The 23,707-nt window shown below is 74.1% G+C and carries 22 protein-coding genes; 11 read left to right on the top strand and 11 right to left on the bottom strand.

Annotation, left to right across the window (positions count from 1 at the left end):
* Positions 1-199 precede the first annotated feature (199 nt).
* Positions 200-1,282 (bottom strand): peptidoglycan recognition protein family protein, encoded by a 1,083-nt coding sequence (locus ACZ4SV_RS18740; RefSeq protein WP_468005553.1) that lies wholly within the window; start codon positions 1,280-1,282, stop codon positions 200-202.
* 131 nt (positions 1,283-1,413) lie between these two features.
* On the opposite strand from ACZ4SV_RS18740, the gene ACZ4SV_RS18735 reads away from it, so the two are divergent.
* A complete protein-coding gene (locus ACZ4SV_RS18735; RefSeq protein ID WP_468005551.1) occupies positions 1,414-2,598 on the top strand; it encodes a MarP family serine protease in 1,185 nt (394 codons plus the stop codon).
* A 25-nt stretch (positions 2,599-2,623) separates the two neighbouring features.
* Here ACZ4SV_RS18735 and ACZ4SV_RS18730 read toward each other — a convergent pair whose 3' ends face one another.
* A complete protein-coding gene (locus ACZ4SV_RS18730; RefSeq protein ID WP_468005549.1) occupies positions 2,624-3,112 on the bottom strand; it encodes a GNAT family N-acetyltransferase in 489 nt (162 codons plus the stop codon).
* A 72-nt stretch (positions 3,113-3,184) separates the two neighbouring features.
* Here ACZ4SV_RS18730 and ACZ4SV_RS18725 point away from each other — a divergent pair, with 72 nt between their 5' ends.
* On the top strand, positions 3,185-4,078 hold the full coding sequence (locus ACZ4SV_RS18725) for a TIGR01777 family oxidoreductase (RefSeq protein ID WP_468005547.1): 894 nt from the start codon (positions 3,185-3,187) through the stop codon (positions 4,076-4,078).
* Between the two features lie 182 nt (positions 4,079-4,260).
* Positions 4,261-5,640, top strand: coding sequence for an NAD(P)/FAD-dependent oxidoreductase (locus ACZ4SV_RS18720; RefSeq protein ID WP_468005545.1), 1,380 nt, complete (start codon positions 4,261-4,263; stop codon positions 5,638-5,640).
* Between the two features lie 58 nt (positions 5,641-5,698).
* Here ACZ4SV_RS18720 and ACZ4SV_RS18715 read toward each other — a convergent pair whose 3' ends face one another.
* Positions 5,699-7,168, bottom strand: coding sequence for a regulator (locus ACZ4SV_RS18715; RefSeq protein WP_468005543.1), 1,470 nt, complete (start codon positions 7,166-7,168; stop codon positions 5,699-5,701).
* 239 nt (positions 7,169-7,407) lie between these two features.
* On the opposite strand from ACZ4SV_RS18715, the gene lipB reads away from it, so the two are divergent.
* The 6 genes from lipB (at position 7,408) to ACZ4SV_RS18685 (ending at position 12,890) form a co-directional block, all read left to right on the top strand.
* On the top strand, positions 7,408-8,205 hold the full coding sequence (lipB, locus tag ACZ4SV_RS18710) for a lipoyl(octanoyl) transferase LipB (protein ID WP_365874554.1): 798 nt from the start codon (positions 7,408-7,410) through the stop codon (positions 8,203-8,205).
* Between the two features lie 114 nt (positions 8,206-8,319).
* Positions 8,320-9,285 carry a lipoyl synthase gene (gene lipA, locus ACZ4SV_RS18705; protein ID WP_365874552.1) on the top strand — a complete coding sequence of 322 codons (966 nt, stop codon included), beginning with the start codon at positions 8,320-8,322 and terminating at the stop codon, positions 9,283-9,285.
* Positions 9,286-9,528: 243 nt separating this feature from the next.
* On the top strand, positions 9,529-9,750 hold the full coding sequence (locus tag ACZ4SV_RS18700; RefSeq protein WP_365874550.1) for an SCO2195 family GlnR-regulated protein: 222 nt from the start codon (positions 9,529-9,531) through the stop codon (positions 9,748-9,750).
* Between the two features lie 73 nt (positions 9,751-9,823).
* Positions 9,824-10,525, top strand: a complete 702-nt coding sequence (locus ACZ4SV_RS18695) for a DUF4191 domain-containing protein (RefSeq protein ID WP_468005540.1) — start codon at positions 9,824-9,826, stop codon at positions 10,523-10,525.
* A gap of 129 nt (positions 10,526-10,654) precedes the next feature.
* On the top strand, positions 10,655-11,782 hold the full coding sequence (locus tag ACZ4SV_RS18690; RefSeq protein WP_468005539.1) for a right-handed parallel beta-helix repeat-containing protein: 1,128 nt from the start codon (positions 10,655-10,657) through the stop codon (positions 11,780-11,782).
* 112 nt (positions 11,783-11,894) lie between these two features.
* Positions 11,895-12,890, top strand: coding sequence for a methyltransferase (locus ACZ4SV_RS18685; RefSeq protein ID WP_468005847.1), 996 nt, complete (start codon positions 11,895-11,897; stop codon positions 12,888-12,890).
* Between the two features lie 75 nt (positions 12,891-12,965).
* Here the strand turns inward: ACZ4SV_RS18685 and ACZ4SV_RS18680 are convergent, their stop codons facing one another.
* From ACZ4SV_RS18680 to ACZ4SV_RS18650, 7 genes are read right to left on the bottom strand one after another with little or no spacing between them, the layout of a single operon-like run.
* Positions 12,966-13,298, bottom strand: coding sequence for a TcmI family type II polyketide cyclase (locus ACZ4SV_RS18680; RefSeq protein WP_365874544.1), 333 nt, complete (start codon positions 13,296-13,298; stop codon positions 12,966-12,968).
* A gap of 21 nt (positions 13,299-13,319) precedes the next feature.
* Positions 13,320-13,799 (bottom strand): SRPBCC family protein, encoded by a 480-nt coding sequence (locus tag ACZ4SV_RS18675; RefSeq protein ID WP_365874542.1) that lies wholly within the window; start codon positions 13,797-13,799, stop codon positions 13,320-13,322.
* Position 13,800: 1 nt separating this feature from the next.
* Positions 13,801-14,055 (bottom strand): acyl carrier protein, encoded by a 255-nt coding sequence (locus tag ACZ4SV_RS18670; protein WP_268695444.1) that lies wholly within the window; start codon positions 14,053-14,055, stop codon positions 13,801-13,803.
* Positions 14,056-14,080: 25 nt separating this feature from the next.
* On the bottom strand, positions 14,081-15,325 hold the full coding sequence (locus ACZ4SV_RS18665) for a beta-ketoacyl synthase N-terminal-like domain-containing protein (protein ID WP_365874540.1): 1,245 nt from the start codon (positions 15,323-15,325) through the stop codon (positions 14,081-14,083).
* A gap of 7 nt (positions 15,326-15,332) precedes the next feature.
* Entirely contained in the window at positions 15,333-16,592 is a 1,260-nt protein-coding gene (locus ACZ4SV_RS18660) for a beta-ketoacyl-[acyl-carrier-protein] synthase family protein (RefSeq protein WP_365874538.1), read from the bottom strand.
* Positions 16,589-17,026: a cupin domain-containing protein gene (locus ACZ4SV_RS18655; protein ID WP_468005535.1), complete on the bottom strand. Its 438-nt coding sequence runs from the start codon at positions 17,024-17,026 to the stop codon at positions 16,589-16,591. The genes ACZ4SV_RS18660 and ACZ4SV_RS18655 overlap by 4 nt, the downstream gene beginning before the upstream one ends.
* Before the next feature lie 33 nt (positions 17,027-17,059).
* Positions 17,060-18,142 carry a SchA/CurD-like domain-containing protein gene (locus ACZ4SV_RS18650; RefSeq protein ID WP_365874534.1) on the bottom strand — a complete coding sequence of 361 codons (1,083 nt, stop codon included), beginning with the start codon at positions 18,140-18,142 and terminating at the stop codon, positions 17,060-17,062.
* A 203-nt stretch (positions 18,143-18,345) separates the two neighbouring features.
* Here ACZ4SV_RS18650 and ACZ4SV_RS18645 point away from each other — a divergent pair, with 203 nt between their 5' ends.
* Positions 18,346-19,989 carry an FAD-dependent oxidoreductase gene (locus tag ACZ4SV_RS18645; RefSeq protein ID WP_468005532.1) on the top strand — a complete coding sequence of 548 codons (1,644 nt, stop codon included), beginning with the start codon at positions 18,346-18,348 and terminating at the stop codon, positions 19,987-19,989.
* Positions 19,990-21,502: 1,513 nt separating this feature from the next.
* Here ACZ4SV_RS18645 and ACZ4SV_RS18640 read toward each other — a convergent pair.
* On the bottom strand, positions 21,503-21,970 hold the full coding sequence (locus ACZ4SV_RS18640; protein WP_365941907.1) for an RDD family protein: 468 nt from the start codon (positions 21,968-21,970) through the stop codon (positions 21,503-21,505).
* Positions 21,971-22,180: 210 nt separating this feature from the next.
* On the opposite strand from ACZ4SV_RS18640, the gene glnA reads away from it, so the two are divergent.
* Positions 22,181-23,590, top strand: coding sequence for a type I glutamate--ammonia ligase (glnA, locus tag ACZ4SV_RS18635; protein ID WP_468005530.1), 1,410 nt, complete (start codon positions 22,181-22,183; stop codon positions 23,588-23,590).
* Positions 23,591-23,707: the final 117 nt, after the last annotated feature.

Below are 23,707 nucleotides of genomic sequence, written 5' to 3'. Positions count from 1 at the left end.
CCCGGCGACCGGGCCGGACTCACGCCACACGACCCTGGTGACCGGGCCGGACGCACCCCACACGACCCCGGCGACCGGGCCGGACGCGCTCCTCACGACCCCCCTTGTGGCCGCGCGGCGCGGCGGTCCGGCGTGCGTGGTCCGGAGCCGGCCGGCGCGCTCCCGCGCGGGTCCGCACCGGCCGCCGGCCCGGCCGTCCTCACGGGTGCCGTCCGGGGTCCCCGCCTCCGGCCCGGGGACTCGGAGCGGGCCGGGTGCCGCCGTGCGTCCGGGGACGTCCGTTGGACGCCTCGTCCGGCGACGGCGCGGGCCCCGGGCTGTGGTCCGCCCGGGGACGTGCCGGAGTGGGCAGGGCGCTGTGGGCCGCCCGGGACCGCGGTGGGGTGGGCAGGACGCTGTGGGCCGTCCGGGACCGCGGTGGGGTGGGCCGTGGGCTGTGCGGCGGCCGTGCGGGCGGGCGGCCCTGGAGCAGGGCGGCGTGTTCCCGGAGGGCCGGGAGGCGGGCGGTGAGGGCCTCGCCGGGGCAGCTCGTGGGGAAGCCGGTGTCGTGGCCGGCCAGGGCGGGCAGGGTGGCGGCGGTGCCCGCGCGGTAGCGGCTGAGGCTGCTGCTGGAGACCAGCCGGGCCCGGCCGCGCGGGTCGACACCGGCGAGGCCGAGTTTCCAGGCGGCCAGCGCGGCGATGGCGTCGGTCATGGGCCGGGGCACCGGGACCCCGGCGGTGAAGGTGCCGAGGGCCGCTATGCCGGCGGTGCGGTGGTTGAAGCCCTGGGTGTGGGCGCCGGTGACGGCCCGTTCGACACCGCCGGCGCGGCCCTCGTAGACCGTGCCGCAGCGGTCGACGAGGAAGTTGTAGCCGATGTCGTCCCAGCGGCGCTCCCCCGTCTGGCCCGCGTACAGGCCGCGGATGATCCGGGGCGCGTCGGCGCAGGCGTAGCCGTTGGGCGAGTCGGTGTGGTGCAGGAAGACGGCGACCACCTCGTCGTCGTAGCGCGGCGGCGGCTGGCCGCGTCCGGTGGCCCGGTCCAGCCAGGCGGAGCGCGGCACGATGCGCGGCCGGGCGGCCCGGTAGGCGGGCGGCCGGGCCCCGGCGGCCGGGCGGTCGGGGCGGGACACCACGACCCGACCGGCGCCGGGGACGCACAGGGCGAGCGCGCCCACGGCCAGCAGTCCGGGCAGGCAGCCGAGCAGGACGAGCACGGCGCCGGGTATGCGCCGCGGGGCGCGGCGGGGCGTCGCGGCGGAGCGTGCGCGGGCCCGGCGGGCTCTGGGGACGAGGCGCATGATCCCACTCTCGTTGCGCCCCGCCGGGCCCGCGAGGCGCGCTGTGCCACCTGGCGGAACCCTCGTCCTGATCCGGATCGTTCCCGGAGGGCGGCGACGAACCGGGGAGACCCGGGAGGAAGGCGGCTGTCGTGAACCTGTTGGATGTGCTGCTCGTGCTGGTGGCCGCCTGTTACGCGGTCTCCGGGTACCGGCGCGGACTGGTGGCCGGGTGTGTCTCGCTGGCCGGGTTCGTGGGCGGCGCGGCCCTCGGCGTGTGGCTGCTGCCCTGGGTGACGGGCCAGGTGGCGCGGGGCTCGCCCGCGGCGACGGTGCTCGCGGTGCTGACGGTGCTGGTGCCGGCCGTGGTGGGGCACGAACTGACGGGCCGGCTGGCGCTGCGGCTGCGCGGGGAGCTGGACCGGGGTCCGCTGCGGGTGGCGGACGGACTGGGCGGCGCCGCGGCGAACGCGGTCGCGGTGCTGGTGGTGGCCTGGGTGGCGGCGAGCGTGCTGTCGGCGGCCCCGGTGCGGCCGCTGACGACGGCGGTCCGGGACTCGGCGGTGCTGGGCGCGGTGCAGCGGACGATGCCCGACACCACGCCGGCGTGGTTCTCCCGGGCCACGTCCGCGCTGGACCAGGCGGGTTTCCCGCAGGTGTTCAACCCGTTCGAGAACGAGTCGACGGCCCGGGTGGCCCGGCCGTCCGGCGACAGCGTCACCCCGGACGCGACGAAGGCCGCCCGGCTGAGCACGGTGAAGATCGAGGGTGCCGCGGGCGCCGAGGGCCGCGAGGGCAGCGGGTTCGTCTACGCGCCGGGGCACGTGCTGACCAACGCGCACGTGGTGGCCGGCATCGACCGTCCGAGCGTGCGGACCGGCGGGGTGGGGCCGGCGTACGGGGCCCGGGTGGTGCTGTTCGACCCGGACCGGGACGTGGCGGTGCTGTACGTGCCCCGGCTGCGCGCCCCGGTGCTGCGCTTCGACCCGGACGCGGGGCGTGGGGACCCGGCGGTGGTGGCGGGCTATCCGCAGGACGGCGGCCTGGACCTGCGGGCGGCGACGGTCGCGAGCCGGGTGCGGGCGACCGGGCAGAACATCTACAGCGACCGCTCGGTCACCCGGGACGTCTACGCGATCCGCTCCACGGTGCGGCCGGGCAACTCCGGCGGCCCGCTGCTGACCACGGACGGCCGGGTGTCCGGGGTGGTCTTCGCCCGCTCCGTCTCCGACCCCGGGACCGGGTACGCGCTGACGGCGGCCGAGGTGGCGGGCGACGCCCGGCGCGCGGCCACGGCGACGGAGCCGGTGGACACGGGCGAGCTGGTCGCCGCGTAGGGCCTGCCGTGCGGATCAGGCCGGGTCACAGGGCGCGGCCCATGCACACGTCGTCCACGTACCGGCCGTCGATCAGGAACTCGCCCGGCAGCACTCCCTCGACGGCGAACCCCTCGGACTCGTACAGCGCGCGGGCCGGGGTGTTGTGGCCGAGCACGCGCAGGGTCAGACGGCGTGCGCCGCGCTCGCGGGCGTGGGCGGCGGCGGCCCGCAGCAGCGCGCGCCCGACGCCCTGTCCGCGTGCCTCGCCGGCGACGGCGAAGCCCTGGACGGTCAGGACGTGCGCGTTGGCGGCGAGCGGTGTGGGCCGGGTGAGCCGGATGTAGCCGAGGAGGCGTCCGCCGGACTCGGCGACGAGGAACTCCTCCGGCGGGTGCCGCTCGTCGAAGAACGGCGGGTACGGCGGCTGCGGCCGGGGGGTCACCGCGTGCAGCGTGGACCAGGTGGCCCGGTCCAGGACGGCGAGTTCCGGCTCGTCGGCGGACTGGGCGGGGCGTATGGAAGGCTCGGGCATGGCGATCACCCTACGGCGCGTGATCCGGGGGTCCAGCGGGTTTCCGGGCCGCGGTGCGGTCATGCTGGGGCCATGGAACGATCACGTATCGCGGTGGCCGGCGCGTCCGGTCTCATCGGTGGCGCTCTGGCGCGGTCCCTGGCCGCCGACGGGCACGAGGTGGTGCGGCTGGTGCGCCGGGACCCCCGGGGCCCGGACGAGGTCCGCTGGGACCCGGCCCGGGGGTCTGTCGACACCGCGGGTCTGGCCGGGTGTGACGTGGTGGTGAATCTGGCGGGGGCCGGGGTGGGCGACCGGCGCTGGACACCGGAGTACAAGCGGCTGCTCCGGGAGAGCCGGGTGCTGGGCACGGCGGCGCTCGCCGAGGCGGTGGCCTCGCTGCCGCGCCCGCCGCGGGTCTTCCTGAACGGCAGCGCGATCGGCTTCTACGGCGACACCGGCGACCGGGTGGTGGACGAGGACGCGCCGCCGGGCGACGGGTTCCTGGCCCGGCTGTGCGTGGAGTGGGAGGGGGCGGCGGCGCCCGCCGCGGCGGCGGGGGTGCGGACGGTGTTCCTGCGCACCGGGCTGGTGGTGGCCCGCGGCGGCGGGGCCTGGGGGCGGCTGTTCCCGCTGTTCCGGGCGGGGCTCGGCGGCCGGCTGGGCGACGGGCGGCAGTACTGGTCGTACATCGCGCTGCGCGACGAGGTGGCCGCGATCCGGCACCTGATCGACGGTGCCGGTCTGTCCGGGCCGTTCAACCTGACGGCGCCCGAGCCGCTGACCAACCGTGAGATCACGGCGGCGATGGCGCGGGTGCTGCGCCGGCCGGCGCTCTTCCCGGTGCCGGCCGCGGCGCTGCGGGCGGTGCTCGGCGAGATGGCCGGGGATGTGCTGGGCAGCCAGCGGGCGGTCCCGAGGCGGTTGCTGGAGTCGGGTTTCCGGTTCGCGTGCCCGGGGATCGAGGAGGCGATCCGCGCGGCGTGACGCACCGGCCGGTGACACCGGCGAACGCGTGTGACGGTATGCGACCTCCATGCGACCGTGCCCTGCCGATGCGCGACTGTCCCGGGCCGGTCACCGCCCTAGCCTCAAGGCGAACTCGGGTATCCGCGGCGCGTGTCGGGGCCCTGACGCCTCCACCGGCCGCGCAACCACAGGAGGGCCTCGTGCTTGAGCCCGCGTACCAGGTGGACGTCGTCATCGTGGGGGCCGGGATCGCCGGTCTCTCGGCGGCCCACCGGCTGACCAGCGCAGGAGTCACCACCGCGGTCCTGGAGGCCGCCCCGTACGTCGGCGGCCGCATGTCGACGGAGAAGGTCGACGGCTTCCGGCTCGACCGCCTCGGACAGCTACTGTCCGCGTCGTCCCCGGAACTCCGGCTGACACCGGGCCTGGACGCCCTGGCCGTGCGCCGTTTCGCGCCGGGCGTCCTGCTGCACCGCGACGGACGGGTCCAGCGTGTGCTGCCGCCGGCGGCCGGCGGGAGCGCCGGGGGCGCACGCGGCGCACGCGGCGCGCTTCACGCGGTGCGCGCCCTGGCCGGACCGCCCAGGAGCACCGCGGCCGCGCCCGGCCGGACCGGTGCGCCGGTGGCCGGCGCGGTGGACCAGGTCCGGCTGGGCGCCGTGCTCGGCCGGATCGCGACGACGCCCGTCGAACGCCTGCTCGCCCGGCCCGAGCTGCCCGCGGCCCAGGCGCTCGACCGGCGCGGCCTGCCGGCCCGCACCATCGACGGCTTCCTGCGCCCCCTGCTCGCCGCGCTGCTGTGCGATCCGGAGCTGAGCACGTCCAGCCGGTGCGCCGACCTGGCGCTGCGCGCCTTCGCCAGCGGCCGGCTGGGTGTGCCCGAGGGCGGCGCGGAGACGCTGCCGGAACTGCTGGCCGGGGCGCTGCCGCCGGGCACGGTGCGCACCGGCGTGCGGGTCACCGCCGTGTCCACGACCTCGGTGGCCACCGCGGAGCACGGGGAGATCCGCTGCCGGGCGGTGCTGCTGGCCACCGACGCGCGGGCCGCGGCGGAGCTGCTGCCGGGGCTGCGGGTGCCGGACTTCCATCCGGTGACGGTCCTGCACCACACCACCGACGACCCGGCGGCGGTCCGCGCGGCCGGGGCGTCGCTGCTGCTGGACGCGGACCGGGGCGGGCCGGTGGCGCGCACGGCGGTGCTCAGCGCGGTGGACCCGAGCCGGGCGCCGGCCGGGCGGACGCTGATCTCCTCCACGGTGCTGGGCCCGCCGCCGCAGGACGTCGACACCGCGGTCCGCATCCACCTCGCGCGGCTCTACGGCACCTCCACGCGCCGCTGGGAGACGCTGGCCGTGCACCACACGCCCGAGGCGGTCCCGGCGATGCGCCCGCCGCACGATCCGCGCCGGCCGGTACGGCTCCTGGCGGGCCTGTACGTCTGCGGCGACCACCGGGACACCAGCACGGTCCAGGGCGCCCTGCACTCGGCCCACCGGGCGGCCGCCGCCGTCCTGGCCGACCTGGGCATGGGCTCCCTGCACCGCGCCGATCCGGCACCGACCCTGCCCAGGGCGGCCTGAGCGCGCCGGGACGGGCCGCCGGGAGCCCGGCCCCCGGCGCCGCCAGCCCCCGGCGCCGCTAGCCCCAGGCCGCGACCTTCTCGCGGTAGCTACGCACGGGTGCCGCGTCCCGGTACGGCTCCAGACGGCGCTCGAAGTCCCTGACGTACTCCACCGCGCGGGCCGAGCGCATCTCCGCGGCCTGGGCCGCCGCCTCCGCGGCCAGCGCGCACGCCTGGTCGAGTTCGCCGAGGCCGAGCCGGGCCGTGGCGAGGACGACCCGGCAGAACAGCCGGCTGCGGGCGAAGGCGGGCGCCCGCAGCTGGAGGGCGCGCTCGGCGTGCTGCGCGGCGGCCCGGAACTGCTGGAGGTCGCGGTGGCAGTGCCCGAGCTCGTCCGCGAGCTGCCCCTCGTCGAAGAACCTGGCCCAGTACGGCACGTCGTCGCAGGGCCGGGCCGCGTCCAGCGCCCGCTCGGCCCTGACCAGCGCCGCGGTGCACGCCCGCACCTCGCCGAGGACCGCGTGCGCCCGCGCCTCGGAGGCGTGCAGCAGTGCCTGGACCACCGGCGGGGCGCCCGTGCCCACGCCCTGCTGGGCGACGCGCGCCAGTTGGACGGCCTCGCGGCCATGGCTCAGGTAGACGGCCTGGCGGCTCATGGTGACCAGCACGTACGAGCCGTACGCCCGGTCGCCGGCCGCCTGGGCGAGCCGCAGTGCCTGGACGAAGTAGCGCTGGGCGAGGCCGTGCGCGGCGATGTCGTACGACGTCCAGCCCGCGAGCCGGGTCAGGTCGGCGGCGGCGCCGAACAGCCGGCGGCCGGTCTGCTCGTCGTAGGAGCCGCGGAGCATCGGTTCGCACTCGTGCTCCAGATAGCGCACCAGCGCCTGCCGGGCGTGGCCGCCGCCGAACCGGTCGTCGAGGGCGCGGAACAGCTCGCCGACCGAGCGCAGCGCGGCGATGTCACCGCCGGTGACCTTGTGGCCGGGGAGGCGTTCGGCGGTGCCGCGGGTCCGTGCCGTGCCCGGCACCCCGGGCGGGAGCGGAGGCTTGTGCGCGCCGGGCCGGGCCTGCGGCGGCACCCGGGGCGCGGGCTCGCGGGCCACCCGGTCGTCGGCCTTGCCGATCAGCCAGTCCCGGCTGGGCACGACCAGCCCGGCCGGGGTGAAGGCGATCCGGCGCAGTTCGGCCTGGCTGCCGGAGTCCTTGCGCCACAGGCCGCTGACGATGTCGACGGCCTCCTCCGGGGTGGCCGCGAACTCCAGCCCGGCGTAGACCGGTGCGCAGGCGTCCAGGCCGAGGTCCTGGGCGGTGAGCCGGCGGCCGAGCCGGCGGGTGAAGACCTCGGCGATGAGGGCGGGGGTCGTGCCGCGCGGCTGTTGCCCGCGCAGCCAGCGGGTGACGGACGTCTTGTCGTATCTCAGGTCCAGCCCGTGCTCCAGGCCGAGCTGGTCGACGCGACGGGCCAGACCCGCGTTGGAGAACCCCGCTTCTGCGATGAGCGCGGCGAGCTGGCGGTTGGGGGTGCGCTGCGCGGGTCGGTCCGTCATCTGCGGTGCGGTCTCCTGCCTTCCGGGCCGTCGACGTGCCCGGATTGCCTTTGAGCAGCCGTTATGGCCTCACGAACGGCGTGAATGTAGCGGAGAGTGAGCAGGTGGTCGCACAGTTCGCCGGGCATTCATCCGATCGTGTGAGGAACATCCGCAGGGCTGACGCACGCCGGTCGGACGTACAGTGGCGTGGGCGCGATACATGCCTGACACACCCATCGCCGAGGGAGGCGCTTGCCGTGAGTGAGTTGCGGTTCGTCCGCAGGGGATTCGGTGCGGATGCCGTCGAGTACCAGGTGGCTTGGGACGAGCAGCGCCGGGTGCACGCGGCCCGGTTCGCCGACGAGGTCCCCGACACCGTCATCCTCCTGGAGCACCCTCCGGTGTACACGGCCGGCCGGCGCACCGAGGACAGCGAGCGCCCGCTGGACGGCACCCCGGTCATCGACGTGGACCGCGGTGGCAAGATCACCTGGCACGGCCCGGGCCAGCTCGTGGGCTACCCGATCCAGAAGCTGCCCCGCCCGGTGGACGTGGTCGCGCACGTGCGGCGGCTGGAGGAGGCGATCATCCGGGCCTGCGCCGAGTTCGGCCTGGAGACCACCCGGGTGGAGGGGCGCAGCGGGGTGTGGGTGCTCGGCGACCCGGTCGAGCAGCGGCCCGCGCTCGGCGGGCTGTCCCTGGACTTCGACCCCCGGCTGAACGACGACGAGTTCGACCCGCGCCTGAACGGCCCGGAGTACGCGCCCTCCAACGCCGGCCAGCGGCGCGAGGACCGGAAGATCGCGCAGATCGGCATCCGGGTGGCCAAGGGCGTCACCATGCACGGCTTCTCGTTCAACGTGAACCCGGACATGAAGTGGTTCGACCGGATCATCCCGTGCGGCATCCGGGACGCGGGCGTCGCCTCCCTGGCGGGCGAGCTGGGCCGGGACGTCACGATCGAGGAGGTGCTGCCGGTGATCGAGCGGCACCTGCGGGACGTCCTGGAGAACGCGGAACTCAAGCCCCGGGAGATCGAGACGGCCTCCGCCTGACCGTCCGGCACGGGAATGCGCCCTGCGGCCTCGGGGTTGGCCTCACCGGCAGGGCGCGAAGTACACGGGCGTACCCTGGTGTACGCCGAAGAATCGAAGTCACAGGGAGCCGACGTGTCCGCAGTCTCACCGGACGGACGCAAGATGCTGCGCCTGGAGGTCCGCAACAGCCAGACCCCCATCGAGCGCAAGCCCGAGTGGATCAAGACCCGGGCGAAAATGGGCCCCGAATACACGAAGATGCAGAACCTCGTGAAGAGCGAGGGGCTGCACACGGTGTGCCAGGAAGCCGGCTGCCCGAACATCTACGAGTGCTGGGAAGACCGCGAGGCGACCTTCCTCATCGGCGGCGACCAGTGCACCCGGCGCTGCGACTTCTGCCAGATCGACACCGGCAAGCCCGAGGCCCTGGACCGCGACGAGCCGCGCCGCGTCGGCGAGTCCGTGGTCACGATGGACCTGAACTACGCCACCATCACCGGCGTCGCCCGCGACGACCTGGCGGACGGCGGCGCCTGGCTGTACGCCGAGACCGTGCGCCAGATCCACCGGCAGACCGCCGGCCGGGAGGGCGGCCGCACCAAGGTCGAGCTGCTGGCGCCCGACTTCAACGCGGTGCCCGAGCAGCTCGCGGAGGTCTTCTCGGCCCGGCCCGAGGTCTTCGCGCACAACGTCGAGACGGTGCCCCGGATCTTCAAGCGGATCCGCCCCGGCTTCCGCTACGAGCGCTCCCTGAAGGTCATCACCGAGGCCCGCGACGTCGGCCTGGTCACCAAGTCGAACCTGATCCTCGGCATGGGCGAGACCCGCGAGGAGGTGAGCGAGGCGCTGCGGCAACTGCACGACGCCGGCTGCGAGCTGATCACCATCACGCAGTACCTGCGCCCCTCCGTCCGCCACCACCCCGTGGAGCGCTGGGTCAAGCCGCACGAGTTCGTGGAGCTGAAGGAGGAGGCCGAGCAGATCGGCTTCTCCGGTGTGATGTCCGGCCCGCTGGTGCGGTCCTCCTACCGCGCCGGGCGCCTGTACCAGATGGCGGTGGAGAAGCGCGGTGCGTTCGTCGCCGCCCAGGCGGTGTGATCATACGATGTGAGCCGACCGTGTGAACTCACGCACAAGCGGCTACCAGCCAGTAAGCGGCCGGGCCGACGCGGTCCCGCCCGTCCTCGCTGATGAGGACGGTGCCGGGGCCGCGTCGGCGTTCCGGCCCCGCGCACCGGGGCTTCATGGGCGTTTGACCGGTCGGTCACGCCCTGGTAACACCGAACCGTGACCCTCGTATCACGCCCCGTATCTCCATCGCTTCGAGGGGGGACCTCGACCATGCAGGCCGCACCCGTGTACGACGGCGTGCCGAAAGGCACCCGCGCCACCGCCCGCCCGTCCTTCACCGACGCCCTGCGCGCCGTCGAGTCCCTGCTGATGAGCGGCGGTCAGCGCACCGCCCGCCGGAACGCGTGGACCTCCGTCCTGGAGGACCGCCGCCGGGCCCGGGCCCGGGTGGAGGCCCAGCAGGTCCTGGAGCGGGCCGCCGACCGCACCTGACTCCCCTCCCCCGGCCCCGCCCGCCGGACACTGCCGTCGTCCGCGGCTCCCCGGGGCACGTAGACTTCGTGGCATGGCGAGGAAGGAACCCGCGGCGGACGCCGCGAATGCCGGGCGACTGAAGCAGATCGCCCTCACGTACCAGATGACCCGCAAGGTCGACACGAAGATCGGTCTTGTACTCGCGGCCGTCGGCGTCGGCACCTTCGGTGTCCTCCTCGCGATCGGCTTCCTGCTCGGCCACCCGGTCTACCTGGGTATCTTCGGCCTGCTGATCGCCCTGCTGGCCATGGCGATGGTGTTCGGCCGCCGGGCCGAGCGGGCCGCGTTCGGCCAGATGGAGGGCCAGCCGGGCGCCGCCGCGGCCGTGCTGGACAACATCGGCCGGGGCTGGACGACGACTCCGGCGGTGGCGATGAACCGCAGCCAGGACGTGGTGCACCGGGCGGTCGGCAAGGCCGGCATCGTGCTGGTCGCCGAGGGCAACCCGAACCGGGTGAAGAGCCTGCTGGCCGCCGAGAAGAAGAAGATGAACCGCATCGTCGCGGACGTGCCGGTGCACGATGTGATCGTGGGTGACGGCGAGGGCCAGGTGCCGCTGAAGAAGGTGCGCACCACCCTGCTGAAGCTGCCGCGCGTGCTGACCGGCCCGCAGGTGACGACCACCAACGACCGGCTGCGGGCCATGGGCGACCTGATGCGCAACATGCCGTTGCCCAAGGGCCCGATGCCCAAGGGCATGAAGCTGCCGAAGGGCGGCCAGCGCGGGCGCTGAGCCTCCCCGCCCGAACGTATACCTCACCGACGAAGCCCCGCACCCCACCGGTGCGGGGCTTTCGTATGACACGCCGCCGATCGGAGCATCCGGCCGGTAATCGGCTCATACGCTCCTAGCCTTCGGCATGTGACAAAACGCCATATTACGTACCTCGCGTGCACCACGGTCCTCGTCGGGACGTTCACCGCCGCCACCCCGGCGTCGGCCGCCCACCGGACCCTCGTGGTGCGTCCGGGTGAGTCCATCCAGAAGGCGGTGGACGCCGCCGCGTCCGGCGACACCGTGCTGGTGCGGGCCGGCACCTACCACGAGAGCGTCACGGTCCGGACGCCCGGCGTGACCCTGCGCGGTGTGGGCCGGCACACCGTGCTCCGGCCACCGGCCAAGACCAAGGCGGCACAGGCCGGGACGGCACAGTCCGGGACGGCACAGTCCGGGACGGCGGCCGGGAAAGCGGCCTCCGTCACCTGTCTCGCGGCCGGCAACGGCATCTGCGTGGTCGGCGGGAAGAACCGGGCCCTGCGCGACGTCACCGTCTCCGACCTGCGCGTGACCGGCTTCGCCAAGACCGGCGTGTGGTCCATGGGCACCGACCGGCTGACCGTCGCCCGGGTGACCGCCGACGGCAACGGCCAGTGGGGCATCGCCCAGGAGCACTCCACCCGCGGCGCGTTCCGCAACGACACCGCCCGGGGCAACGGGGACGCGGGCCTGTTCCTCGCCAACAGCGTCAAGGCCGAGCAGGGCGCCCAGGACACCAAGGGCACGGTGGTCGAGCACAGCCTCCTGGCGGGCAACCGGATCGGCCTCACCGTCCGCCGGCTGCGCAACCTCGACGTCACCGGCAACCACGTCACCGGCAACTGCGCCGGCGTCTTCGTCGTGGGCGACGAGAACAAGCCCAGGGCCGGCGCCCTGACCGTCGCCGACAACCTGGTCGAGCGGAACAACCGCTACTGCCCGAAGACCGCCCGGCTGCCCTACCTCCAGGGTTCCGGCATCGTCCTGACCGGCACCGAGAAGGCCCTGATCACCCGGAACACGGTCACCGGCCACTCCGGCAAGTCCCCGCTGTCGGGCGGCATCGTCCTGTTCAAGAGCTTCGTGGGCGCGCCCGGCGAGCGGAACCGGATCACCGGCAACCGGCTGTCGGCCAACTCCCCGGCCGACCTCGTCAACCAGGAAGCCGGCAAGAGCGGCAACGCCTTCGACCGCAACACCTGCCGGGCCTCCAAGCCCGCGGGCCTGTGCTGACCGGGCGGCCGTACCCGACCCACGCAAGGAAGGAAGGCGGCACATGACCGCACCATCCCCCGCGCTCTCCACTCCGCCGGAGTCCGCGGCACCCTCCTCCCCGCCCCCGTCGATGCGGCTGCGCGAACTCGTGTTCGGGGCGGCCTGCGCCGCCGCCGTCCGCGCCGCCGCCCGGCTCGGCGTCGCCGACGCCCTCGGGGAGGCGCCCATGACCGTCGAGGGCCTGGCGGCGGCGGTACGCACCGAGCCCGGACCGCTGCGCCGGCTGCTGCGCGCCCTGTCCTGCTACGGCGTCTTCGCCGAGCGCCCCGACGGGACGTTCGCGCACACCGAGATGTCCCGGCTGCTGCGCGAGGACGACCCGAACAGCCTGCGGGCCATCGCCCAGTGGTGCACCGAGCCGTGGACCTGGGACGCCTGGCCCCGGCTGGACGAGGCGGTGCGCACCGGCCGGAACGTCGTACAGGACCTGTACGGCAAGGAGTTCTTCGCCTACCTGAACGAGGACGCCCCGGAGTCCGCCGACGTCTTCAACCGGGCGATGACGAGGTCCAGCGAGCAGTCGGCCCGGGAGGTCGCCGCCCTGCTCGACCTGTCCGGCAGTGATGCGGTCGCCGACCTCGGCGGCGGGCAGGGGCACGTAGTGGCCAGCCTGCTGGACAAGTACCCGGCGATGCGGGGCTACCTGCTGGACCTGCCGCGGGTGGTCGAGAAGGCCCTGCCGCGGCTGCGCGAGGGCGGCGACCTGGCCGGCCGGGCGCGGATCGTGCCGGGTGACATCCGTGAGGCCGTCCCGGTCCGGGCCGACGTCTACATCATCAAGAACATCCTGGAGTGGGACGACGAGTCCACCACGCGGCTGCTGCGCAACGTGGTCGGGGCGGGCGGTCCCGGCACCCGGGTGGTCGTCATCGAGAACCTGGTGGACGACACGCCGTCGATGCGGTTCAGCACCGCCATGGACCTGCTGCTCCTGCTGAACGTCGGCGGGGCCAAGCACACCACCGGCAGCATGACCGGCCGGCTCCGCGCGGCGGGCCTGGAGGTCCGCGGCATCCAGCCGGTCAACCCCTTCCTGCACGCGTTCGACTGCACGGTCCCCGCGTGAGCGCACCGCCCCACGGCGCACCGGTGCCGGGTCCGCGTCGCACGCGGGCCCGGCACCGGTGGTCCGGACGGGGGGTCAGACGCCGGCGTCGCGCTCCCAGAGGTAGAAGCGGCGGGCCATGGCGTCCTTCGGGGACCGCCAGGTCTGCGGGTCGTACGCGCTGACGTACGCCGACAGCCGTTCGCTGACCTCCTTGAACTGGGGGTGCGAGGCCACCTCGGCGATGGCCGGTCCGGGCTCGCGTTCGGACTCGATGAGGTGCATGTACACATCGCCGAACTGGAAGAGGCTGCGCCGGACCACCCCGACGAGGTGGGGCAGCTCTCCCCGGTCGGACTCCGCGAACACCTTGGCGATGCCGGGGGCGGAGTCCGGCGCCATACGGGCGACGATCAGGGCCTGGTGCACGGTCGTCTCCTGTCGTCCGGCTCAGTCGGCCAGGGCCGGGGCGGGCCGCTGTCCGGCCGCCGCCTTCTCGATCTTGTCCCGGATCAGGGCCAGCTGGACCTTGGAGTTCTTGTTGATGTTGTCGGTCATCCAGTCGTCGTCGACCGGTGCGTCCGGCTTCATCGCGAAGTCCTGCGTCCAGATCATCCGGGTGCCGGCGGGGACCTCCTCGTAGCGCCAGTGGATGTCCATGTGGGCGAAGGGGCCGGTCTCCACCCGGCGGGCCGTGACGGTGCGGGAGTCACGGTCCGGCTCGCGCTCGGAGACCCAGCTCCAGACGGTGCCGTTCTCGTCCGGGTGCATGGTCAGCCGGAAGGTCGTCTTCTCGCCCTCCCGCTTGAGGACCTCCACCGACGCGTACTCGCTGAACAGCTGCGGCCAGCGCTCCAGGTCGTTGGTCATGTCCCAGACCAGGTCCAGCGGTGCGGCGATGGTGATCTCGTTCCGGGTGTGTCCTGCCATCTCAGGCTCCTGCCATCAGAGTGGTGTTGACGAGGTTGAGGAACTGCTGGGGCGTCTTGCAGCGTTCGGCGTCGACCGGCATCGGGGTGCCGTGCGTGTTCTCCAGTTCGCCGACGATGCCGAGCAGGCCCAGCGAGTCGACGCCGAGGACGTCGAAGCCGGTGTCCGGCTTCTCGACGAGCTGCTCCGGGCTGACGGTGACCCCGGCGGCCTTCTTCATCAGGGCGGCCAGTTCTTCCACGGTGATCTGCGGCATGGTGCTTCCTCCTTTGCTGCTGTTCTCAGTGCGCCGGGCCGCGTCGCAGCACCAGCGCCGAGTTCGACCCCATGAGTCCGCGGCTGAGGACCAGTGCCGTCCGCAGTTCGGCGACGCGGGCGCGGCCGGTGACGAGGTCGAGGTCGTGGCAGACGTCGAAGACGTTCGGCGTCGGCGGGATGATGCCGTGCTCCATGGCCAGCACGGCCGCGGCGGTGTCCAGCACCGGGGCCGCGCAGTAGCCGCGGCCGGTGCCGGTCTTCGGGGCGGTGACCGGCACCCGGGTGCCGTGCGCGCCGAGGGCGTCGGCGAGCGCCAGCGCCTCGGCCCGGTCCGCCGCCGGCACCCCGAGGGCGTCGGCGAAGACCACGTCGACCTCCTCGGGGGCGCAGCCGGCCTCCGCGAGGGCCTGCCCGATGGCGTGGGCGAGGCCGTCGCGGGAGTCCGCCCAGCGGGACGCGCCGGTGAAGGTGGCCCCGTGGCCGGCGATGACGGCCCGGACGTCGGCGCCGCGCCGCCGGGCGGTGCCCGTCGCCTCCACGACGAGCATCGCGCCGCCCTCGGCCGGCACGAACCCGCACGCGCCGTCCGTGAAGGGCCGGTAGGCCCGGGCCGGGTCCGGCTCGCGGCTCAGCTCCTCGTAGCCGAGCTGGCAGACCATCGAGTACGGCGCGAGCGGCGCCTCGGTGGAGCCGGCCACGATCACGTCGGTGCCGCGCCGCACCGCCCGGGCCGCGTGGGCGAGGGCGTCCAGGCCGCCGGCCTCGTCGGAGGCGACGACCGAGCAGGGTCCCTTGAAGCCGCGGCGGATGGAGACCTGGCCGGTGCTCGCGGCGTAGAACCAGGCGATGGACTGGTACGGCCCGACGAACCGGCTGCCCTTGCCCCACAGTCGCTGCAGTTCGCGCTGGCCGAACTCGCCGCCGCCGGATCCGGCGGCGGTGACCACGCCGATGGAGTACGGCGCGTCGGGGATGCTGGCCTGCCCGAGCCGGGCGTCGTCCAGCGCGAGGTCGGCCGCGGCCATGGCGTAGTGCGTGAACCGGTCGGTCTGGACGAGGAAGCGCTCCTCGATCGTGGCCGCCGGGTCGAAGGCGCGGACCTCACCGGCCACCTTGAGGGGAAGGTGCTCACAGCCCTCGCGGGTGACCCGGTCGAGGACGCTGAGGCCCTCCTGGGTTGCCTTCCAGAAGGTGTCGGTGCTGGTGCCGTTGGGTGCGACCACCCCGATGCCGGTGACGGCCGCGTGCCGGTCCTTCGGTTCGCTCATCGTGTCCTCACTCCCTGGGCCGGGTCAGGATCACCGCGGACTGGAATCCCCCGAACCCGCTGCCCACGGACAGCACGCTGCTCAGCTTGCGTTCGCGGGCGACGCGCGGGACGTAGTCCAGGTCGCACTCCGGGTCGGGGATCTCGTAGTTCGCGGTCGGCGGTACGACCTGCTTGGCGAGGGCCAGCACGCACGCGACCAGTTCGATGGCGCCGATCGCCCCGAGGGAGTGCCCCACCATGGACTTGATGGAGCTCATCGGGGTGTCGTAGGCGTGGTGGCCGAGCGCCCGCTTCACGGCCGCCGTCTCGTGGCGGTCGTTCTGCCGGGTGCCGGAGCCGTGCGCGTTGACGTAGTCGATCGCCGTCGGGTCGAGCCGCGCCTGGCCGAGCGCCGTCTCGATGGCCCGCGCCATCTCCAGGCCCTCCTTGGTCAGGCCGGTCATGTGGTAGGCGTTGCCGAAGGTGGCGTAGCCGCCCAGTTCGCAGTACACACGGGCACCGCGGGCCCGGGCGTGCTCCAGTTCCTCCAGGACGAGCACGGCGCCGCCCTCGCCCATGACGAACCCGTCACGGTTGTTGTCGAAGGGCCGGGAGGCGTGCGCCGGGTCGTCGTTGTTGGGTGACGTGGCCTTGATCGCGTCGAAGCAGGCCATGGTGATCGGGGATATCGGCGAGTCGGAGGCCCCCGCGACGCAGATGTCGGCGCGGCCCTCCTGGACGGTGTGGAAGGCGTAGCCGACGGCGTCCAGGCCCGAGGTGCAGCCGGTGGAGACGGTCTGCACCGGACCCTGCGCGCCGAAACGTTCCGCCACCGCGGAGGCCACGGTGCTCGGCGAGAACGCCCGGTGCAGCTGCGGCTCCGCCTCGCCGTGGTCGACGTCCCAGCGCTGCCCGCGATGGCTGACCAGGACGTAGTCGTGCTCCAGACGGGTGGTGCCGCCGACGGCGGTGCCCAGCGAGACACCGATCCGCCACGGGTCCTCCCGGGCGAAGTCGAGACCGGAGTCCCGGACCGCCTCCTCCCCGGCGACCAGCGCGAACTGTATGTACCGGTCCGCCCGTTGGATCTGCTCGGTGTCCAGGCCGTGCGCCGCCGGGTCGAAGTCGCACTCGGCGGCGATCCGGGACCTCAGCCCGGCCGGGTCGAAGAACGTGATGCCCCGCGTCGCGGTACGGCCTTCGGCCAGCAGGTCCCAGAACGCCGGTACGCCGATCCCGCCCGGGGCGACGACGCCTATGCCGGTGACCGCCACGCGCCGGGTCATGAGCGGACCTGTTCCCGGCGGGCCGGCTCGGCGGCGACGGCGAGGTCCGCCGTCTCCTCGGTGTCGACGTGCCCGAGGGCCGGCCGCGGGGCGAGCGGGCCCAGGTGGAAGACGAGCCGCGCCTCCACGTCGCCGACGTTGCGGAAGCGGTGGCGCATGTTGATCGGGATCATCAGGCCCTGCTCGGGCCGCAGCGGGTGCGGTTCGCCGTCCAGGTCGACCTCCAGCAGCCCGGAGACGACGTAGACGAACTCCTCGGAGTAGGGGTGGTAGTGCTCACCGATGCGGTCGCCGGGCCGGATGAGGGCCACGCCCATGAAACCGCTGGTGGCGCCCACCGTCGTCGGGGTGAGCATGGCCCGCAGATCACCGCCGCGCCGGGTGTTGGGCTCGGTCTCGCCGAGGTCCACGATCTTCGGAAGGGGTCTGGTCACGGTGTTCCTCCGTTGGTGTGCTGGCCGGCCGGGTCAGGCGTCGGGTGAGCGGCGGTCGGTGACGAGGTCCATGCCGACGGGCTCGCCGTCCAGCAGGGCGTCCAGCGCGGCCGGCCGCCGCGCCTCAGCCGCGAGGGCCCGCGCGCCGAGGCCGGGCCGTACGTCGATCAGCCGGACGACGACGTCGTCGCGCTGGAAGATCGTGCTGCGCAGGACCGGGCCGTCCGGGTCGTCCGCCGCCGCCTCGTCCCGCTGGGCGAGCAGCTCGGCCAGCCGCATCCCGCCGCCCGGCCGGGCCGGGTAGTACTCGGCGCGCCGCTCGCCCTCGGTCAGCTCGTCGGCGGTGAGGTGGTGTACGGCGGGCAGCGCCGCCCGGGTGAAGAACACCCGCGCGGACTCCTGGTCGTCCAGGTCCCGCTCCTGCTCCAGATAGGGGTTGATCGCCTCCTCCACGGCCCGCACCTCCGGCTGCCGGGCCACGTGGCGCAGTGCCGCGAGCAGGTCACCGCGCACCTCGATGGCCCGCACCACCCGGTTGCCGTGCATGAACAGGGAGGTCCGGCACAGCCGGGTGGTCTCGTCGACCCGGGCCCGGGGGGAGGCGTAGTCCGCGAGGATCTTCTTGACCCGCTCCTCGCTGCCCGGCCGGACCGTGAAGGTCAGCGCGTGCCGGATCACACCGTCGCCGATCCGCGGGGACGACTGGAGCCGGCGGCGCGAGGCGGCACCGGCGGCGTCCTCGCCCGTCTCGCGGACGACGTGGAAGCGCAGCGACCGGGTGTCACGGACGCAGCTGTGCAGCGGTTCCACCATCCGCACGTGCTCCTCGCTGTTCACCCAGGTGAGGAACGGCGGGGCGCTCTCCCACTCGCTGGTGATCAGCCACTGGGAGGGGTTCTCGATCGACTGGCACAGCTGGTCGCTGACGTGGCCGGGAACCTGCGCCACCTGGTTGCACAGCTGCTCGTAGGCCTCCAGGAACTGCTGCTGGGCGCCGTCGTGGACGTCCACGAGGAGGACGACCCTGAGCGGGGAGCCGTCGAACACGGACTGGGAGACCCGCTTCGACACCTGGCGCGTCGACGGGGCCGAGAGCTTTTCCGACAAGGTGGTCATGCTGCGCACATCTCCTTCACGGGGGCAGAGGCGGACGCCGGCGGCCGAATGACGCGACGTCAGCGCTTCTTGATCCTGTGCCGCTTCCCCCGCTGCGCGCGACTCGCGTGAACCACGTGGGTGATTGAGCACGCGAAAGCCGTCCCACAGGGCACACAAACACCAGCGCGCCCCACATCCCCACCCCTGCCTCTGGAGCCTTGATGCAGCACAAAGCCGATCACCAGGTGCCCGTCCTCGTCGTGGGCGGCTCCCTGGTGGGCCTGTCCCTCTCCCTGTTCCTGGGCCGTCTGGGCGTACCGCACATGCTCGTCGAGCGGCACTCCGGGACCTCGATCCATCCGCGCGGCCGCGGCAACAACCTGCGGACGATGGAGCTGTTCCGGGTGGCCGGCCTCGAACCGGACATCAAGGCGGCGGCCTCCCTGCTCGCCGGCAACCACGGCATCCTGCAGACGCCCACGCTGGCCGGGGACGCCGGCGAATGGCTGTTCCGGCACATCGACCCGGGCGGCGGGCTGGCCCGGTTCAGCCCCACGTCGTGGTGCCTGTGCAGCCAGAACGATCTGGAGCCGGTGCTGCTGAAGGGGGCCCGGGCGCTCGGCGGCGACCTGCGCTACTTCCACGAGCTGGAGTCCTTCGCCCAGGACCCCGAAGGAGTGACGGCGTTCGTCCGGGACCGCGACAGCGACGAGCTGTACACGGTCCGCGCGGACTACCTCGTCGCCTGCGACGGGCCGCGCAGCCCCGTCCGGCGCCACCTCGGCATCGGGCAGAACGGCCCCGGCGACCTGTTCGCCAACGTGAGCGTCACCTTCCGCTCCAAGCTGCTCGCCGAGACCGTCGGCGACCGCCGCTTCATCTGCTGCTACCTCACCAGCCCGGAGGCCGACGGCGCCCTGCTGCCCGTCGACAACAAGGAGCACTGGGTCTTCCACGCCCCCTGGCACCCGGAACACGGCGAGCGGCTGGAGGAGTTCACCGAGGAACGGCTCCAGCGGCACATCCGGCTGGCCGTCGGCGTGCCCGACCTGGACGTGGAGATCACCGGCAAGGCGTCCTGGCGCGCGGCGGAGCGGGTCGCCGAGCGGTACGCGGCCGGCCGGGTGCTGCTCGCCGGGGACTCGGCCCACGAGATGTCCCCGACCGGCGCCTTCGGCTCCAACACCGGCATCCAGGACGCCCACAACCTGGCCTGGAAGCTGGCCGCCGTCCTCGACGGCTGGGCCGGCCCCGGCCTGCTGGACACCTACGACACCGAGCGCCGCCCGGTCGCCCTGGCCACCAGCGCCCGCGCCTCGGCGCGCTCCGTGGAGCACAGCCACCCCGGCTTCGCCCCGACCCCGGGCGTCGGCTCCGGCCCGCGCAGCGGCATCCTCCCGGTCGTCCTCGCCTACCGCTATCCGGAGGGCGCCGTCCTGGGCGCCGACCCGGCCCAGCCGGTCGTGCCCGACGAGGTGCGGCTGACCGCGGACCCGGGCAGCCGGGCCCCGCACCTGTGGCTGCGCCGGGCTGGCGAACGGCTCTCCTCGGTCGACCTCTACGAGCGCTCGCTGGTCCTGCTCAGCGACGCCGGTTCGCCCGCGGGCGCGGCCTGGCACGCGGCCGCACGGCGGATCGCGGACACGGACGGGGTACGGCTGGAGCCCTACCGCGTCGGCACCGGCCCGGACGCCGACCTGGTCCACGACGAAGCCCCCGGCTGGGCCGCGCTGCACGGCACCACGGCGGACGGAGCGGTCCTGGTACGCCCCGACGGCTTCGTAGCCTGGCGCACCCCCACCATCCCCCCAGCCCCGGAAACGGAACTGCGGAGGGTACTGGGAGCGGTACTGCGCCGGGGGTGAGAGGAGGCGGGCCCCGGGCCGGGACTGGGGCGGGCCCCGGGCTGGGGACGGGTTCCGGGCCGGGGACGGGTTCCGGGCCGGGGACGGGTTCCGGGCCTGGTGGTGCCCGGAGCCGGGCACGGACGCCGGTGCCGGGCACCGCACCGGCGCCGGGCGCGGGTCCCGGTGCTGGGCACGCGTCCCAGGGCTGGTGGAGACCGGTGCCGGGCGCGGGCACCGGTGTCGGACTCGGGCACCGGTGCCGGGCGCGGGTCCGGGGGCCCGGCGCGGGTCCGGTGCCGGGCGCGGACGCCGGCGCCCGGCATGGGTCCGTCCCGGTGCCGGGCGCGGAGGCGGTGCCGGGCGCGGAGACCGGTGCCGAGGCCGGCGAACAGCGCGGGCGTCGTGACGGAGGTCGTCCGTGCCGGAGAGTGCGGGCGGCTCCTGCACGAGAGGGGCGGGACGGGGGCGCAACGGGGCAGACCCGGCCGGTTCCGGCCGCCGCAGGCTTCAGGCCGGGCGGGGGCGGGCCCGGTCGGCGCAGGCACACGGGCCGCGGCACGGGTGAGCCCGGCCGTTCCCGACCGGCGCGGGGCCGGACCCCGCCGGGTCAGGCCGCCGCAGGCACGTGGCACGCGGCACGGGTGAGCCCGGCCGTTCCCGACCGGCGCGGGGGCGGACCCCACCGGGTCAGGCCGCCGCAGGCTTGAGGCCGGGCGGGGGCGGGCCCGGCCGTTCCCGACCGGCGCGGGGCCAAACCCCGCCGGGTCAGGCCGCCGCAGGCACGCGGGCCGTGGCACGGGTGGGCCCGGCCGTTTCGGACCGGCGCGGGGCGGACCCCACCGGGTCAGGCCGCCCCAGGGGTGCGGGCCGGGGGAGCAGGCTCCGCCGGTCCGGTCGCCGCCGGCTTCAGGCCAGGGCGGGGGCAGGTCCCGCCGGTCCGGGGCCGCCGCGGGCTTCGGACCGGAGTCAGAGCGGACCCGGCCGGTTCCGGCCGCCGCAGACACGCGGGCCGCAGCACGGGTGGACCCGGCCGTTCCCGACCGGGGCGGGGCGGACCCCACCGGGTCAGGCTGCCCCAGGTATGTGTGCCCGGGGGCAGGCCCCGCCGGTCCGGCCGCCGCAGGCTTCAGGCCAGGGCGGGGGCGGGCCCTGCCGGTCCGGGGCCGCCGCGGGCTTCAGACCGGAGTCAGAGCGGACCCGGCCGGTTCCGGCCGCCGCAGACACGCGGCCCGCGGCACGGGTGGACCCGGCCGTTCCCGACCGGGGCGGGGCGGACCCCACCGGATCGGGCCGCCGCAGGCACTCGGCACGAGCGGGCCCGGCCGGTTCCGACCGGAGCGGGGCGAACCCCACCGGGTCAGGCCGCCGCAGGCACGCGGGCCGCGGCACGGGTGGGGCCGGCCGTTCCCGACCGGGGCGGGGCGGACCCCGCCGGGTCGGGCCGCCGCAGGCATCGGGCCAGGCGGGGGCGGCCCCCTCCGGTTCCGGCTGCCGCAGGCTTCAGGCCAGGGCGGGGCGGGGTCCGGCGGGGTCAGATGCGGACTTCTACCGTCTTCGCGAGGCGGTCGTGCAGGCCGCGGCCGTCGCGGTCCCAGATCAGTGCGGGGATCGCCAGGCACAGCAGGACCGAGCGCAGCAGGGCGCGGCCCGGGCGGACGGTGCCGGTCTCCAGGGCCAGGACCCGGATGCCGAAGAGGCGCTTGCCCGGGGTGAAGCCGACCGTGCCGACGGTGAGGACGCTCAGCGCGAAGAAGACGCCCAGCGCCCAGTTGCTCGTGGCCGGGCCGTTGCGGTGGGTGATCAGGCCGTATGCGATCAGGACGCACAGCGCCCAGTCCACGGCGAGCGCGCCGAGCCGCCGTCCGGGCCGTGCCATCGAGTTCGGCCCCTGCTCCGGCAGACCGAGCTGCTCGCCCCGGTACCCGAAGTCGGCGCCCGCCTCTTCCATGGCCGCGCGCGGGCCGGAGAGCCACGATCCGATTGCCTGCCTGTTGTCCACCCGTCCACGGTACTGCGCCCGGTTTCGGACACTACGCGCAGGGGTGTGTCCGGGCTACGGTGGACAGGTGGCTGGTTAACTTCTGTGAAACAAACGGGTCACGCCCGAGAAATCACCCATCCCTAGGGTCAAGACCAGCGTGTGCCACCGCACTGGCCGCACGAACGATCTACCACCCCGGCGAGGACGGTCGGGAGTAGGAGGAGCTGGATGTTCCAGAACGCCGACGAGGCCAAGAAGTTCATCGCGGACGAGGACGTCAAGTTCGTCGACGTCCGCTTCTGCGACCTGCCGGGCGTCATGCAGCACTTCACGGTGCCCGTTGAGGCGTTCGACCCGGACGAGGAGCTGGCCTTCGACGGATCGTCGATCCGCGGTTTCCAGGCCATCCACGAGTCCGACATGGCTCTGCGTGCCGACCTGTCCACCGCGCGTGTCGACACGTTCCGCCGGGACAAGACCCTCAACATCAACTTCTTCATCCACGACCCGATCACGGGCGAGCAGTACTCCCGTGACCCGCGCAACGTGGCGAAGAAGGCGGAGGCCTACCTGGCGTCGACGGGCATCGCCGACACCGCGTACTTCGGCCCCGAGGCCGAGTTCTACGTCTTCGACAGCGTGCGTTTCGCCACCTCCGCGAACGAGTCGTTCTACCACATCGACTCCGAGGCCGGCGCCTGGAACACCGGCGCGGTGGAGAACAACCGCGGCTACAAGGTGCGCTACAAGGGCGGCTACTTCCCGGTGGCCCCGGTCGACCACTTCGCCGACCTGCGCGCCGAGATCTCCCTGGAGCTGGAGAAGTCCGGCCTGAAGGTCGAGCGCCAGCACCACGAGGTGGGCACCGCCGGCCAGGCGGAGATCAACTACAAGTTCAACACGCTGCTGGCCGCCGCCGACGACCTCCAGCTCTTCAAGTACATCGTGAAGAACGTCGCCTGGCGCAACGGCAAGACCGCGACCTTCATGCCGAAGCCGATCTTCGGTGACAACGGCTCGGGCATGCACGTGCACCAGTCGCTGTGGAGCAACGGCGACCCGCTGTTCTACGACGAGGCCGGTTACGCGGGCCTGTCGGACATGGCGCGCTACTACATCGGCGGCATCCTCAGGCACGCGCCGTCGCTGCTGGCCTTCACCAACCCGACGGTGAACTCCTACCACCGCCTGGTGCCGGGCTTCGAGGCGCCGATCAACCTGGTGTACTCGCAGCGCAACCGCTCGGCCGCGATGCGTATCCCGATCACCGGGTCGAACCCGAAGGCCAAGCGCGTGGAGTTCCGCGCGCCCGACTCCTCCGGCAACCCGTACCTGGCCTTCTCGGCGCTGCTCCTGGCGGGCCTGGACGGCATCAAGAACAAGATCGAGCCGGCCGAGCCGATCGACAAGGATCTGTACGAGCTGGCTCCCGAGGAGCACGCGAACGTCGCCCAGGTCCCGACCTCCCTCGGCGCGGTCCTCGACGCCCTCGAGGCCGACCACGAGTTCCTCCTCCAGGGCGACGTGTTCACGTCCGACCTGATCGAGACGTGGATCGACTTCAAGCGCACCAACGAGATCGCCCCGCTCGCCCTGCGCCCGCACCCGCACGAGTTCGAGCTCTACTTCGACGTGTGACCGGCGGGGACAGCCGGCCGTGGCCCCCTGTCCCTGACATGACGCGAGAGACGGCCGAGAGGGCTGCCGCCCCCCTTGCGGGGCGGCAGCCCTCTCGCTTGCCCGCACGCCGGCCGC

The organism is Streptomyces sp. NPDC027672 (assembly GCF_055566335.1).
This window is presented reverse-complemented; position numbering and strand designations above follow the sequence as displayed.